At 61.4% G+C, this 14,140-nt stretch carries 16 protein-coding genes; 8 read left to right on the top strand and 8 right to left on the bottom strand.

Annotation, left to right across the window (positions count from 1 at the left end):
- Positions 1–209 precede the first annotated feature (209 nt).
- Positions 210–2,552 (top strand): methyl-accepting chemotaxis protein, encoded by a 2,343-nt coding sequence (locus tag QD408_RS00775; protein ID WP_414138018.1) that lies wholly within the window; start codon positions 210–212, stop codon positions 2,550–2,552.
- A 73-nt stretch (positions 2,553–2,625) separates the two neighbouring features.
- On the opposite strand, the gene ptsN is transcribed toward QD408_RS00775, so the two are convergent.
- The 6 genes from ptsN to lptC all read right to left on the bottom strand — a co-directional run bounded on the left by ptsN (position 2,626) and on the right by lptC (position 7,915).
- Positions 2,626–3,090, bottom strand: a complete 465-nt coding sequence (gene ptsN / locus QD408_RS00780) for a PTS IIA-like nitrogen regulatory protein PtsN (protein ID WP_065281989.1) — start codon at positions 3,088–3,090, stop codon at positions 2,626–2,628.
- Between the two features lie 69 nt (positions 3,091–3,159).
- Positions 3,160–3,735, bottom strand: coding sequence for a ribosome hibernation-promoting factor, HPF/YfiA family (gene hpf / locus QD408_RS00785; RefSeq protein WP_004674094.1), 576 nt, complete (start codon positions 3,733–3,735; stop codon positions 3,160–3,162).
- A gap of 337 nt (positions 3,736–4,072) precedes the next feature.
- Entirely contained in the window at positions 4,073–5,632 is a 1,560-nt protein-coding gene (gene rpoN, locus QD408_RS00790) for an RNA polymerase factor sigma-54 (protein ID WP_414138019.1), read from the bottom strand.
- A gap of 152 nt (positions 5,633–5,784) precedes the next feature.
- Positions 5,785–6,561: an LPS export ABC transporter ATP-binding protein gene (gene lptB / locus QD408_RS00795; protein ID WP_088684527.1), complete on the bottom strand. Its 777-nt coding sequence runs from the start codon at positions 6,559–6,561 to the stop codon at positions 5,785–5,787.
- 38 nt (positions 6,562–6,599) lie between these two features.
- Complete coding sequence (locus QD408_RS00800) at positions 6,600–7,235, bottom strand: LptA/OstA family protein (protein WP_088684526.1); 636 nt, start codon at positions 7,233–7,235, stop codon at positions 6,600–6,602.
- 14 nt (positions 7,236–7,249) lie between these two features.
- Positions 7,250–7,915, bottom strand: coding sequence for an LPS export ABC transporter periplasmic protein LptC (gene lptC / locus QD408_RS00805; RefSeq protein WP_088684525.1), 666 nt, complete (start codon positions 7,913–7,915; stop codon positions 7,250–7,252).
- Positions 7,916–8,141: 226 nt separating this feature from the next.
- On the opposite strand from lptC, the gene sppA reads away from it, so the two are divergent.
- The 3 genes from sppA (at position 8,142) to QD408_RS00820 (ending at position 9,864) form a co-directional block, all read left to right on the top strand.
- Positions 8,142–9,092, top strand: coding sequence for a signal peptide peptidase SppA (sppA, locus tag QD408_RS00810; protein ID WP_414138020.1), 951 nt, complete (start codon positions 8,142–8,144; stop codon positions 9,090–9,092).
- 29 nt (positions 9,093–9,121) lie between these two features.
- Entirely contained in the window at positions 9,122–9,421 is a 300-nt protein-coding gene (locus QD408_RS00815; protein WP_003544934.1) for an integration host factor subunit beta, read from the top strand.
- A 110-nt stretch (positions 9,422–9,531) separates the two neighbouring features.
- Positions 9,532–9,864: a DUF1049 domain-containing protein gene (locus QD408_RS00820; protein ID WP_414138021.1), complete on the top strand. Its 333-nt coding sequence runs from the start codon at positions 9,532–9,534 to the stop codon at positions 9,862–9,864.
- 29 nt (positions 9,865–9,893) lie between these two features.
- Here QD408_RS00820 and QD408_RS00825 read toward each other — a convergent pair whose 3' ends face one another.
- Together QD408_RS00825 and QD408_RS00830 are read right to left on the bottom strand one after the other, a co-directional pair.
- Entirely contained in the window at positions 9,894–10,328 is a 435-nt protein-coding gene (locus QD408_RS00825) for an N-acetyltransferase family protein (protein WP_414138022.1), read from the bottom strand.
- Positions 10,329–10,388: 60 nt separating this feature from the next.
- Positions 10,389–10,844, bottom strand: coding sequence for an SRPBCC family protein (locus tag QD408_RS00830; RefSeq protein WP_414138023.1), 456 nt, complete (start codon positions 10,842–10,844; stop codon positions 10,389–10,391).
- Positions 10,845–10,951: 107 nt separating this feature from the next.
- On the opposite strand from QD408_RS00830, the gene QD408_RS00835 reads away from it, so the two are divergent.
- From QD408_RS00835 to lspA, 4 genes are all read left to right on the top strand, one after another.
- Positions 10,952–11,542 (top strand): NUDIX hydrolase, encoded by a 591-nt coding sequence (locus QD408_RS00835; protein ID WP_414138024.1) that lies wholly within the window; start codon positions 10,952–10,954, stop codon positions 11,540–11,542.
- A gap of 107 nt (positions 11,543–11,649) precedes the next feature.
- Positions 11,650–12,747: a class I SAM-dependent methyltransferase gene (locus QD408_RS00840; protein WP_414138025.1), complete on the top strand. Its 1,098-nt coding sequence runs from the start codon at positions 11,650–11,652 to the stop codon at positions 12,745–12,747.
- Positions 12,744–13,604, top strand: coding sequence for a TrmH family RNA methyltransferase (locus QD408_RS00845; RefSeq protein WP_088684518.1), 861 nt, complete (start codon positions 12,744–12,746; stop codon positions 13,602–13,604). Before QD408_RS00840 ends, QD408_RS00845 begins: the two co-directional genes overlap by 4 nt.
- Positions 13,601–14,104, top strand: coding sequence for a signal peptidase II (lspA, locus tag QD408_RS00850; RefSeq protein WP_414138026.1), 504 nt, complete (start codon positions 13,601–13,603; stop codon positions 14,102–14,104). Before QD408_RS00845 ends, lspA begins: the two co-directional genes overlap by 4 nt.
- Positions 14,105–14,140 lie beyond the last annotated feature (36 nt).

A 14,140-nucleotide genomic window follows, 5' to 3' on the forward strand; every position in this document is an offset into this window, starting at 1 on the left:
CCTTTAAATTCAGGGGGGATTCTTGCGGTTTTGCTTAAGTAAGCCACTAAAGTTTCATTTAAATTTAAGAGATCTCTGGCGATGTTGCTGGCGGTCGCCGGCATCTGTTGCCTTTGGTTGACCACCCACATGGCTGCTCCATGACGGAGCGAGCCTTCGCTCCTGTGCCGAAGAATGCCCGTTCGGCGCATCCTTGCCCGAGGAATCCCATGTTCATTTTTCGCATGAAATCGCTTGCGGCGAAGCTCATCGTCATCACCGGCATCGCCATCGCGCTTGTTCTCGCCGTTTCGAACTTTTTCCTCATCGGCCAGACCCGGGATCGCGTCCAGACGCTGACGATGGACCAGGCCAACCTCGAGGCAAAATCGATCGCCAGCGAAATCGCCGCCAATGTCGGCGAACTCGCCAGCGCCGCACGCAGCATGTCAGGCGTCATCGGCCGCGCCCATGAAGGCAAGTCGCTGGATCGTAAGGGCATGATCAACGTACTGAAAGCCAATCTCGAACAGAACGCCTTCGCCTTCGGCAGCTGGTTCTGCGAGCAGCTCGGCGCGCTCGACGGCAAGACCACCGAAATCGCCAATAACAACGACGAGGGCACCAACAAGAACGGCGCCTTCACGCCCTACTGGTCGAAGACCAAGGATGGCGGCGTCCAGTATTCGACTTTCGACAATGATTATACCGCCGAATGGTGGAAGCTTGCTGCCGACAGCGGCAAGGGCGCGATCACGACGCCCTACCTCGCCGAAGGGACCGACGTACCCACGCTGCTGACATCAATTGCTTATCCCGTCATATCAGGCGGCAAGATGATCGGCGTCGGCGGCGTCGACATTTCGCTGAAATCGCTGACCGACAAGCTGCAGGCGCTGCATCCTTTCGGCTCCGGCCGCGTCACGCTGCTGTCGCAGGCCGGCAACTGGATCGTCGCGCCGATCCCCGACCTGATCACCAAGCAATATGACGGTGAGGGCGCCGACGTCGTCAAGGCGGCGCTGTCGAACAAGCAAGCCGGCCTTGTCAGGAACCTCACCTATGACGGCCTCGATCCCTTCGACCGCGTCGTCTATCCGTTCGAGGTTCCCGGCGTCAACGCCACCTGGGTCGTGCTCGTCGACGTCCCGCATACGGTGATCAACGCGCCGGTACAGGACCAGACCTACATGATGGTCGCCACCGGCCTGATCGTGCTCGGCGCGGTGATGCTCGCGCTCTATTTTGCCGTACGCTCATTCGTGCAGCGGCCTCTCGGCAGCCTTGTCGCCAGCGTCAAGGTGCTCAGCGACGGTGAATATGCCAAGCCCGTCGCCGCCCAGGACCGCAGCGACGAGGTCGGTTCGGTCGCCAAGGCGCTCGAAGGCTTCCGCTTCAAGCTCGCCGACTCCAAGCGCCTCGAAAACGAGGCCGCCGACCAGCGGCAAGCCGCCGAGACGGAACGCAGCCGTTCGGAATCGGAACGTCAGCAATCGGTATCGCTGCAGCGTCATATCGTCTCGATCGTCGGCGCCGGCCTCTCCGAATTGTCTCACGGCAATCTGGGTTACCGCATCACCGAAGAATTTCCCGGCGAATACGGCAAGCTGAAACAGGATTTCAACGCCGCTCTTGCGAGCCTCGAAGAGACCATCAACACGCTGACCTTCAGCGTCGCCAATATCGGCTCCGGCACCGGCGAGATCAGCAACAGCGCTTCCGACCTTGCCAAGCGCACCGAACAGCAGGCGGCGAGCCTGGAAGAGACGGCGGCAGCGCTGAACGAGCTCACCGCACAGGTCGATTCCAGCGCCGAGAATGCGCGCACGGCCGCCGAGAACGTCAATTTCGCCTGTGAGGATGCCGAGAAATCGGGCGAAGTGGTGCAGAAGGCGATCGCCTCGATGCACGGGATCGAACAATCGTCGACGGAGGTTTCGCGGATCATCGGCGTCATCGACGAGATCGCCTTCCAGACGAACCTGCTGGCGCTCAATGCCGGCGTCGAAGCCGCCCGCGCCGGCGAAGCCGGTAAAGGCTTTGCCGTCGTCGCCCAGGAGGTGCGCGAGCTCGCGCAACGTTCGGCCAATGCCGCCAAGGAGATCAAGACGCTGATCAACACCTCGGCCGTCCAGGTCAAGGAGGGCGTCGATCTCGTCGGCCGCGCCGGCGGCACGCTGCACAAGATCGCCGAGCAGGTGATGGGCATCAACAGCCTCATCCGGCAGATTTCGGCGTCAGCCAGCGAACAGGCGGTCGGCCTGAAGGAAATCAACCAGGCCATGAACCAGATGGACCAGGTGACGCAGCAGAATGCGGCGATGGTGGAAGAAGCGACCGCGGCAAGCGTGGCGCTCAACGACGAGGCGCAGACGCTGAAGGCGCTTGCCACCCGCTTCAGGGTTTCGGGTTCCGGCAACGCCACTGCGCTCGCTTCCGTGGCGCGGCAGATGCGTGCGCCGGCTGCGCCCTCCCCGCAGATCCGTCACGCTGCCGCCCCGGCGACCCGCCGCCCCGCGACCGTATCGCATGGCTCGGCTGCCGTGGCGCAGGATAGCTGGGAAGAGTTCTGAACGTCGAGCTTTGATAAACGAAAAAGGCGCCCGAGAAATCAGGCGCCTTTTTTGATTCAGGGATCGATGCCGCTCAGGCGGCGTTCGAGGTCTGCTCTTCGTTGAGGAAAGCGTAAATCGCCGAGGCGGAATCGGTTGCGCGCAGTTTTGCGACCAGATCGTGGTCACGCAGGACGCGGGCGATGCGCGAGAGCGCTTTGAGATGATCGGCGCCGGCGCCCTCCGGGGCAAGCAGCAGGAATACGAGATCGACCGGCTGGTCATCCAGCGCCTCGAAATCGACCGGCTGCTCCAGACGGGCGAAGATGCCGACGATCGAATGGATGTTCACCAGCTTGCCGTGGGGAATGGCGATGCCGTTGCCGACGCCCGTCGAACCCAGGCGCTCGCGCTGCAGGATGACGTCGAAGATCTCCCGCTCGGAAAGCCCGGTGATCCTGGAGGCTCTTGCTGCCAACTCCTGAAGCAATTGTTTCTTGGAATTTACTCTGAGGGCGGGAATGATCGCATCCTGATGGAGCAAATCTGCCAATGCCATTTCTTTTTCCTTCTGTCGCCGGGATCAGATGAAGGAGCGGCGGCAGTACCGCCGCTCACCGCCCTGATCTCAGCCTTTGATATTGGCCGAATCGATCCAGCCAATATTTCCGTCGTGCCGACGGTAAACGATGTTCAGATGTTCCTTGCCGGGGCTGCGGAACAGGAGAAGCGGCTCGTCGGTCATGTCGAGCGCCATCACGGCGGTGGCGACCGACATGGTCTTCAGCTGCTTCGTGCTTTCAGCGACGATCGCCGGGGCGAAATCGTCTGGAATTTCATCTTCGTGATCAGGAACGGAATCCATGACCGTGTAGGAGACTTCTGCAAAACCATTCAGATGGTTTCCGGCATGATGGTCCTTCAGCTTGCGTTTGTAGCGGCGCAAACGCTTTTCGATGCGCTCGGAAGCGGCATCGAAAGCAAGCTGGGGATCGGTCGCTTCGCCGGCCGCATGCAGCACCACGCCACTGTCGAGATGGAGCTTGCAGTCCGCGGAGAAACGGGAACTTGCCTTCACCACGGTCACTTGGCCGGAATACCCCCCGTCGAAGTATTTCGTGATGGCCATACCAATTTGGTCCTCGATCTTTTGACGGAACGATTCACCAATTTCCATATGTTTCCCGGATACACGCACACTCATGGAGTTTCCCTTCTTATGGTCGTTTGCGGGTATCAGTTTACGCCAAGCCTCAGGTTCATCCAAGCACTTCGCGCAATCTCAAGCAAGATCGGCGCAAGCCTGCGTGTCCTTGGTACCCTTTGGATGATGGGGATAACTCCAAATGCCGTTCACGGGCATCGATTGCGGCGGGCTTCTAGACGGAGGCCGTGGAAAAGTCAATAGGACCAAAAGCCCGCCTCAGCGACTCAAGGCAAACACAGAGCGGCGGCACCCGATATGATGTCGGTTGGGATTTACGGGAGATAGCGGGGGGCCTGCCGCAGGATACCTCGATCAAGGCCGAAGCATGATCGCCTCAGAAGCCTGAGACCTTGGCGAGCGCCCGCTTTTCGCGGCGCCGCTGCACCGAGGAGGCAATGTTCATCGCCTCCCTGTATTTGGCAACCGTTCGGCGGGCGAGATCGATGCCGCCCTTCTTCAGCATGTCGACGATGTCGTCGTCGGAGAGCACCGCGTCCGGGCTCTCCTGCATGATCAGCGCGCGAATCTTGTGACGCACGGCTTCGGCCGAATGGCCGTCGCCGCCCTCGACGGCGCTGATCGAAACCGTGAAGAAATATTTGAGCTCGAAGAGGCCGCGCGGCGTCAGCATGTATTTGTTCGACGTGACGCGGCTGACGGTGGATTCATGCATCTTGATCGCCTCGGCGACCGTCTTCAGGTTCAGCGGGCGCAGATGGTCGACGCCGTGCAGCAGAAAGGCGTCCTGCTGGCGCACGATCTCGCTTGCCACCTTCATGATGGTCTTTGCCCGCTGATCGAGGCTGCGTGTCAGCCAATTGGCGCTCTGCAGGCATTCGGAGAGGAAGGCGTGATCCTCTCCATTTTTGGTCACGCGGGAAAAATAGGACTGGTTGACCAGCACGCGCGGCAGCGTATCCGGATTGAGCTCGACCAGCCAGCCGGCGTCCGAAGAGGGCCTGACGACGACGTCGGGCATGATCGCTTCGGAAACACCCGCCTCGAAACCGCTGCCGGGCTTCGGATTGAGCTGGCGGATCTCGGCAAGCATGTCGAGAAGGTCTTCCTCGTCGACGCCGCAGAGCCGCTTCAGCGTGGCGAAATCACGCCGGGCCAGAAGTTCGAGGTTTTCGACCAGCGCCTGCATGGCGGGGTCGTACCGGTCCTTCTGCCTGAGCTGGATCGCCAGGCATTCCGAGAGGCTGCGGGCGAAAACACCCGGCGGATCGAGCGTCTGCAGGGCGGTGAGCACGCGCTCGGCCTGCGCGAGGCTCGTGCCCAGCCTCTCGCCGGCCTCGGCCATATCGGCCTGCAGATAACCGGCGTCATCGAGCTGATCGATGAAGTTCTGCGCGATCAGCCGATCGGCCATGTCGGGCAGGACGAAGGGGATCTGCTGGGCGAGGTGATCGCGTAGCGATACCTGGCCGGCGACGAAATCATCGAGGTCGTAATCGGCGGCCTCTCCGCTGCCCGGCATCGATTTCCACTGGCTGACGAGTTCCGGCGCATCGAGGCGCTGCGGCGCGCCGTCATCGGGAAAGACATTGGTATAGTTGGCGTCGAGCTCTTCGGTCAGCCGGCTCGTGCTGGCGCTGCCGCCATTGTCGTACCAGTCGCTGGAAAGCGCCTCGGCACGATTGTCGTAACCGTCGTCCGACGCGGCGTCTTCCGGCTGATGGCCATAGTCCCCATCCTCGGCTTCGCCGCGTTCGCTGCCCGCCTCGCCGTCATTTGACGGGAATTCGAGCAGCGGGTTCTTTTCCACTTCCTGGGCGATGAACTGAGTGAGTTCAAAATGCGTCATCTGCAGCAACTGGATGGATTGCATCAGTTGCGGTGTCATCACCAATGACTGGTTCTGGCGCAGGAAAAGATTGGCGGACAGTGCCATGACGGACGCGAAACTCCCCACGATTCCTTGGGAAACCGCGTCCGGTCAACGCTTCAGGCCACGGAAATCCAACTTGGCCCAAAAATTGCTTTTTTATTGGATTTGGTCAAGCGGAACTGTGCCGGCATGGTGAATTTCTGCGCATTCCGCCGTCAGAGGCTGAAATTGTCGCCGAGATAGAGCCGGCGCACTTCCGGATTGTTGACGATGTCGTTCGCCCGGCCGTGGGTCAGCACCTCACCGGCATGGATGATATAGGCGCGGTCGATGAGGCCGAGCGTTTCGCGCACATTATGGTCGGTGATGAGAACGCCGATGCCGCGGGCCGTCAGGTGGTGGACGAGGTTCTGGATGTCGGCGACCGAGATCGGATCGACGCCGGCGAAGGGCTCGTCGAGCAGCATGAAGGTCGGATCGGTGGCAAGAGCGCGGGCAATTTCGAGGCGGCGGCGCTCACCGCCCGACAGGGCGACGGCGGCACTCTTGCGCAGCTTCTGGATATGGAACTCCTCCAGAAGCTCGTTCAGCTTATGCTCGCGCTCGGCCTTGTCCTTCACATGCACTTCGAGGACGGCGCGGATGTTTTCCTCCACCGTCAGGCCGCGGAAGATCGAGGCTTCCTGCGGCAGATAACCGACGCCGAGGCGCGAGCGGCGGTACATCGGCATGGTCGTGACTTCGTTTCCGTCGATCTCGATCGTGCCTTCATCCACCGGCACGAGGCCGGTGATCATGTAAAAACAGGTGGTCTTGCCGGCGCCGTTCGGACCGAGCAGGCCGACTGCCTCGCCACGGCGCACCACCAGCGAGACGCCGTTGACGACGCGGCGCGTCGCATAGGTCTTCGTCAGACCACGTGCGATCAGCGTTCCCTGATAGCGACTCTTGTCGGCGGCGCCCGCGGCTTGCGGCTCGGGCTTGCCGAACATGGTGGATAGCGATGATAATTTCACGTGGGAGGCCGGTTTCAGTTCTGCTTCTGCTGCTGCGGATTCTGCTGCGATTTCGGATCGAGCTGAATTTGGACACGCCCGCCGCAGCTTTCAAGCTCCGCCTGACCGGTTTGCATGTGAACGGTCAGCTTGCAGCCGGTGAAGACGTTCGGCCCATCCGACAGGATGACCTTGTTTCCCTCATCCGCTGTCAGGATGAATGTCTGCGAGGCCATGTCGAAATTGCCGTCATCGGCGGTCGCCGTCTGCGTACCCGAAACCAGGTAGACCTTGTCCGTCACCAGGATCTTGTCGATGTCGGCACTTCCCGATGCAAGCGAGCCAGACTGCTGCGCCTTTGTCTCGGGCTGAGCCGGAGCCGCGCCCGGCTTTGCAGCCTTGTCCTTGTAATAGACGGTCATCTTGCCCGACTGCATCGTCGTCGTTCCCTGCACGACCTTGACGTTGCCGGTGAACAGAGCCGTGTGCTCCTGATCGTGGATCTCAAGCTTGTCGCTTTCGATCTGGATCGGCTGGTCGTTGGAAAGCTTCATGCCCGACATCGTCGTCGACTGCGCACCCGCGCCCGAAGCCGTCAGAATAAGGGCAAATGCGCCGGCAATGAGTGCAATGCCAGTCTTGCAAGTGGAGATGCGACAATCTTTTGTCATGGTGACCCGGCTGGTTAAGTGCCCTGTTTATGGATGGTGGTTGGATCGACATTCATGCGAACATTCCCCTCGAATGTGATCACGCGCCCCTTATCGGTTATCTGAAGCGTCTTCGCAACAATGGAGGCATTGTCCTTGGTAATGGTGACGGGGTCGTCACTCCGCATGTTGCCGCCCTTGATGTCGAGATGGGCGGACTGGAATTTCGCGTTGAGGCCGCTGCTCAGCACCAGGGTGAAGGGAGCGGTCATGTGCAGGTTGTCCGTGGCGCGATTGTAGTCGGCGGTCGAGGCGACGACACGGGCGATCAGGCCGTCATTCATCGGCACGGCGGCCTTGATGGTTTCGAGCGTGATGAGATCGGGATCGCGGATATCCTGCAGCGCCCTCTCGGCGAGCATGGAATAATTGATTCCGTCGGAATTGCGCCCGGATATCGCCGGCTTTTCCATCACGACCTTGCCGTTTTCGATCTTGGCGCCTTCGATCTTGATGTTCTCGGGCAGATAGGTGCGGATCACCGACACCGCGATGAAAGCCAACGACACGATGAGGGCTGCCGCCGGCAGCAGGACCTTCAGCCGCCGCACGCGGGCGGAATGGAACAACGCATCGCCATAGGGGGTCTTGCCGGACCCCGCAAAAGCGGCGCTTCCGTTGTTCTTCAGGGTATCGAGCATATGCCTCGTCCATGTGCGGTGATCGCCGCGCCTTCGTAACAAAGCCGGCCGCCAATCACAGTTCGTTTCGCATTATTACATTGGCTTGCCAATATGGAATTTTTTCTGCAACAAGCAACAAAACGGAAAAACATCAAAAAGTGGCATTCGTACGTGCCGCTGCCACCCTATTTCACCGGTCCATCGGCGGCATGCCGAAGGCCGGAGCCCAGCGCTGGAGGTTTTCATGGACAGTTCGATCATTGCCGATCGCCGGCGGCTGCGCCGCAAGCTCGGCTTCTGGCGCCTCATTGCGGTGGCCCTGATCGTGGCGCTCGGCTTCGCTTTCTACCGTTTCGCTCTCGGCGATGCCGGGACGGTGCGTCCGCATGTCGCCCATGTGACGATATCGGGGCTGATCGTCGACGACGACGAGCTTCTGGAGCGTTTGAAGAAGATCGAGACCGACAATCAGGTGAAGGCGGTGGTGATTTCCATTTCCTCGCCGGGCGGCACGACCTATGGCGGCGAAAAAATCTTCAAGGCGATCCGGGCGATTGCGGCCAAGAAGCCTGTTGTCTCCGACGTGCGCACGCTTGCCGCCTCCGCCGGCTACATGATCGCCACCGCCGGCGATACGATCATTGCCGGCGACAGCTCGATCACCGGCTCGATCGGCGTCATCTTCCAATATCCGCAGATCCAGCCGCTGCTCGACAAGATCGGCGTATCGCTGCAGGAGATCAAATCCTCGCCGCTGAAGGCCGAGCCCTCTCCCTTCCACGAGGCGAGCGAGGAGGCAAAGACGATGATCCGCAACATGGTGGTCGACAGCTACAACTGGTTCGTCGATCTGGTCGCCGACCGGCGCAAGCTGCCGCGGGACGAGGTGCTGAAACTGGCCGACGGCACGATCTATACCGGCCGGCAGGCGCTGAAGGTGAAACTCGTCGATACGATCGGCGGCGAAGCGGAAATCCGGGCCTACCTGACATCGCGCGGCATCGACGCCGATCTGCCGATGGTGGACTGGGACAAGAAGAGCAATACGCCCTTTCTGCTCGCTGGGGCTGTTTCACGGTTGATTGCGATCTTCGGTTATGATGATCTCGCGAAATCCCAGGATCTGAATGGAATCCTGCCCCCAAAGTTGCTTCTTGACGGGCTGCTTTCAGTTTGGCAGGTTGGCCGCGATTGATAAGAAATCAATAATTTAAGGGGGCGACTGTGATCAAGTCCGAATTGGTGCAGATTGTTGCGGCACGCAACCCGCATCTCTATCATCGCGACGTCGAGAATATCGTCAACGCGGTTCTCGACGAGATCACCGATGCACTGGCTGCGGGCAACCGTGTCGAATTGCGCGGCTTCGGCGCGTTTTCCGTCAAGAACCGCCCTTCCCGCTCCGGCCGCAACCCGCGGACGGGCGATACGGTCTTCGTCGAGGAGAAGTGGGTTCCCTTCTTCAAAACCGGCAAGGAGCTGCGCGAGCGGCTCAACCCGGGCCAGGCCGACGAAGAGGATTGAGCGGCGAGCCGCCTGCGGCGAAACCGCACTTGAACTTGAAGGCCGTTTTCCTATTCTGCTAGCGCACCGGCCCGAAAAGACCGGTGCAATCCGGCATGTGGAGATTTCAAATGGCCAAGAAAATCGTCAACCTTTTGATTCTGCTGCCGCTCGGCGTCATCCTCATCGTCTTCTGCGTCGCCAACCGGCAGAGCGTCACGCTCGCCTTCAATCCGTTCAGGCCCGAAGATCAGGTGCTTGCGGTTTCCGCGCCCTTCTTCGTCTTCCTGTTCATCGCGCTGATAGCAGGCATGCTGATCGGCTCGGCCGCGACCTGGTTCGGCCAGGGCAAACACCGCAAGCGCGCCCGCACCGAGGCGAAGGAAGCGATCCGCTGGCAGAGCGAAGCCGATCGCCACAAGAGCCGCGCCGAGGAAATTGCCGGGCAGCTGCCGTCGCGGTAAGCATTTCGGCCGCCAGATTTGACGGTCCGTCAGGCCGGCAAGAAGCTCAGTTCCTCATAATCGCCTTCCGGCGACGCACCATTGCCGGTAACCTGGAAACCATGGGAGAGGTAGAAGGCCTTCGCCCGCCGGTTCTTCACCAGGCATTTCAGCCGGTACTTATGGCGCGGCCATTCCGGCAGCGCCCGCAGCAGCGCCGTGCCGGCACCGCTGCCCTGATATTCCGGGCGGATATACAGCATGTGAATGAAATCATCCGCCGGCCAGAGCGAGAGGAAGCCTGCTACGCTGCCACCCTCATGCTCGCAGACGAAGATCGTCTCGCCATTGGTATGGGCGGCGAAATCCTCGCGGTGGAACTTGCCGGGATCGACCCAGACGAATGTTTCCCGCCGCACGGACAGATAGATCTCCGCGAGCGCTTCCTGGTCTTCCGCCTGCGGCGGCCTGATGGTCCATGTCATGATTCCGGCTTAAACCAAGCCCCTACCCGCGCCAAGCCCATGGCATGCGCGTTCGGCGGTTCAATCAGCCGCCATTTTCGCGACGACGGCGGCATTGAAATCCGAAAAGAAACCCTCGGCCAGCCGCTGCGAGGTCGAATCGAGCAGGCGCCCTCCGAGCTGAGCGAGCTTGCCGCCGAGTTCGGCCCTGGCCCGGTAATGCAGGACCGTCTCTGCGCCGGCCTCCTCGAGCACGACGTCAGCGCTGCCCCTGGCGAAGCCGGCAAGACCGCCCTTGCCTTCGGCCGACAGCGTATAACGTCTCGGCGCATCGACGTCGGAGAGTATCAGCAGGCCGTGGAAGGTGGCGGAGAGCAGGCTGAACTTGACCTTGATCGTCGCTTCGAAGGTATCGGGCGACAGCCGCTCGATATTTTGGCAACCGGGAATGCAGCCGCGCATGATCTCAGGGTCGTTGAGCGCAGCCCAGACGGCGTCCCGGGGCGCAGCGATGCGTTCTTCGCCGGTGAAATCCATTCGATAGCCCCATCTCCGATTCGCCTATCTTATCCCAGCGGCAAGACGCTTTGCCACGGCGAAGAGGAATGTTATCTGGCAGCCTCCATCCGGAGCAAGGGACTACGATGAGTCATGAATTGAAGCCATGGAGCGTGACGGCCAGCCGCATCACCTATGAGGATCGCTGGATCCGGCTTCGCAGCGATGATTGCGTTACCGCCGAGGGGACCGTCGTCGCCCCATTTCATGTGCTCGATTATCCCGACTGGATCAACGTTATCCCATTGATGCCCGACGGGCGCGTTCTGCTGACGCGGGAATACCGGCATGGCTGCGGTGAGATCATACTCGGTCTCGTCGCCGGTGGCGTCGAACCCGCTGACATCGAGGCCGGCGATGCGGCGATGGCGGCCGCGCGGCGTGAACTGCGGGAAGAGACCGGCCATGAAGCTTCCACCTTCGTCAAGCTGCTCACCTCTTATCCGAACGCCGCCAACCACAGCAACATCGTCACGAGCTGGCTGGCGCTTGGCTTGAACAGAACAGGCGAACCCCGGTTCGACCCCGAGGAGAAAGTCGACATGCTGTTTGCCGACCTGGGCGATATCCTTGCCGACCTGCGGTCAGGCGCCGTCATCATGCAGTCGATGCATGTCGCGGCCCTTTTTGCGGCGGAAAGCTGGCTTCGCATGCATGCATCCGAGGGCTTGAAATGAACGCCGCTCCGGGAGAACCTGTTCGGGCTTGGTCGGCGCGCAGTTGATCCGGCGCGGTCTTCTAGGCTAGAGGACGAAAAACCCCGACAGAGATGCGGAAGAGCACGTTGAAACAAAGAGAACGCCGGCCGGGCCAGAAGAAGACATCGGGTCCCGCTGGTGAAAGCCGCAGGGACGATCGGGCTGGCCGATCGCCGAAGCCCGTCCAGCGGCCCGCGGCCGCCCGCGAAACGGTTCGCGAGACCGCGGCGCCGGCCGTGGTCTCGCGCCCTCTGATGACGCGCAGCGGCGAGCGTCCGGCCGAACGCGTGCCCGTCATCCTCGAATCGCTCGGGGCCGGCGACTTCCATCTGATCGACAGCGGCAACGGCCAGAAGCTGGAGCAATACGGCCCCTATCGCATCATCCGCCCGGAGGGGCAGGCGCTGTGGCAGCCCTCGCTGCCCTCCCACATCTGGGAAAAGGTCGATGCCGTCTTCACCGGCGATACCGACGAGGAAGGCACCGGCCGCTGGCGCTTCCCGAAGGAGGCGCTCGGCGAGACCTGGCCGCTCAACCTGCTCGGCGTCGATTTCCTCGGCCGCTTCACCTCCTTCCGTCACGTCGGTGTCTTTCCCGAGCAGATCGTGCACTGGAACTGGATGAAAGAGCAGGTCGAAAAGGCAGGCAGGCCGCTGAAGGTGCTGAACCTCTTCGGCTATACCGGCGTCGCCTCGCTGGTTGCCGCGGCAGCCGGCGCCGAAGTCACCCATGTCGACGCCTCGAAGAAGGCGATCGGCTGGGCGCGCGAGAACCAGGCGCTCGGGCGTATGGAAAAGCTGCCGATCCGCTGGATCTGCGAGGATGCGATGAAATTCATCCTGCGCGAGGAGCGCCGCGGCAGCCAGTACGACATCATCCTCACCGATCCGCCGAAATTCGGCCGCGGCCCGAACGGCGAAGTCTGGCATCTCTTCGAGCATCTGCCGCTGATGCTCGACATCTGCCGCGAGATCCTGTCGCCGAAGGCTGCCGGCCTGGTGCTGACGGCCTATTCGATCCGCGCCAGCTTCTATTCGATCCACGAGCTGATGCGCGAAACGATGCGCGGCGCCGGCGGCGTGGTCGAATCCGGCGAGCTTGTCATCCGCGAGGCGGGCACCGACGGCAGAACGCAGGGCCGCGCGCTTTCCACCTCCCTCTTTTCCCGCTGGGTGCCGAAATGAGCAAAGACTTCCACGATCAGGGACCGCGCAGGGTCGGCCAGGTGAAGGAAGTCACCTCGCTCGCCAATCCGATCATCAAGGACATCAAGGCGCTGACGAACAAGAAGTCGCGGGAGGAAAGCGGCACTTTCCTGGCCGAGGGACTGAAGCTCGTCATCGACGCGATCGAACTCGGCTGGACGATCCGCACGCTCGTCTATGCCAAGGCCGCCAAGGGCAAGCCGCTGGTCGAGCAGATGGCGGCAAGGACGGTCGCCGCCGGCGGGCTCGTGCTCGAAGTCAGCGAGAAGGTGATTGCCTCGATCACCCGCCGCGACAATCCGCAAATGGTCGTCGGCATCTTCGATCAACGCTGGAAGCCGCTGAAGGATATCCGGCCGAAAGACGGCGAGACATGGGTGGCGCTCGACCGCGTGCGCGACCCCGGCAATCTCGGCACCATCATCCGCACCGCCGATGCGGCCGGCGCTTCCGGCGTCATCCTGGTCGGAGAAGCAACCGATCCCTTCTCGCTCGAAACGGTGCGCGCCACCATGGGGTCGGTGTTCGCAGTTCCGGTCGCGCGGGCGACGCCGGAGGAATTCATCGCCTGGCGGAAATCGGCCGGCGTTTCCATCGTCGCGACGCATCTTGCCGGCGCGGTCGACTACCGCACGATCGATTACAGGAAAAAGCCGGTCGTGCTGCTGATGGGCAATGAGCAGTCCGGTCTGCCGGACCAATTGGCCAAAGAAGCCGATGCGCTTGCGCGCATTCCGCAGCAGGGCCGCGCCGATTCCCTGAACCTCGCCATCGCCACCGCCGTCATGCTTTTCGAGGCGCGCCGCCATCTCCTCTCACTTGCCGAGGTCAAATGACCGAACAGACGCATGCACGTCCCGCGCTCTTTTCAAGGCCGGCGCCGATCCTCTTCTTTATCGTCATCGCCGTTCTCATTGACCAGGTCGTCAAGATCGCCGTCGATCACTACCTGCCGCTGCAGGAAGCCGTTCCCGTCATTCCGATGCTGGCGCTCTACCGCACCTACAATCTCGGCGTCGCCTTTTCGATGCTGTCGGGCATGGATGGCTGGTTCATCGTCGGCATGCGGCTCATCATCGTCGCTTTCGTCATCTGGCTTTGGTACCGCACCGACAAAGACCGCTGGCTCGCACATCTCGGTTATGCGCTGATCATCGCAGGCGCGATCGGCAATCTCGTCGACCGTTTCGCCTATGGCCACGTGATCGATTACATCCTTTTCCACACCGAAAGCTGGTCTTTCGCGGTCTTCAACCTCGCCGACAGCTTCATCACCATCGGCGCGGGCTGCGTCATTCTCGATGAACTGCTGCTGCCGAAAAAGGCGAGCCGCTAAAATCTTATCGAATTCCTGAAGGCATTCGGAAGAGGC

Origin of the sequence: Rhizobium sp. BR 249 (assembly GCF_047445895.1) — a bacterium.
Classification (GTDB): domain Bacteria; phylum Pseudomonadota; class Alphaproteobacteria; order Rhizobiales; family Rhizobiaceae; genus Rhizobium.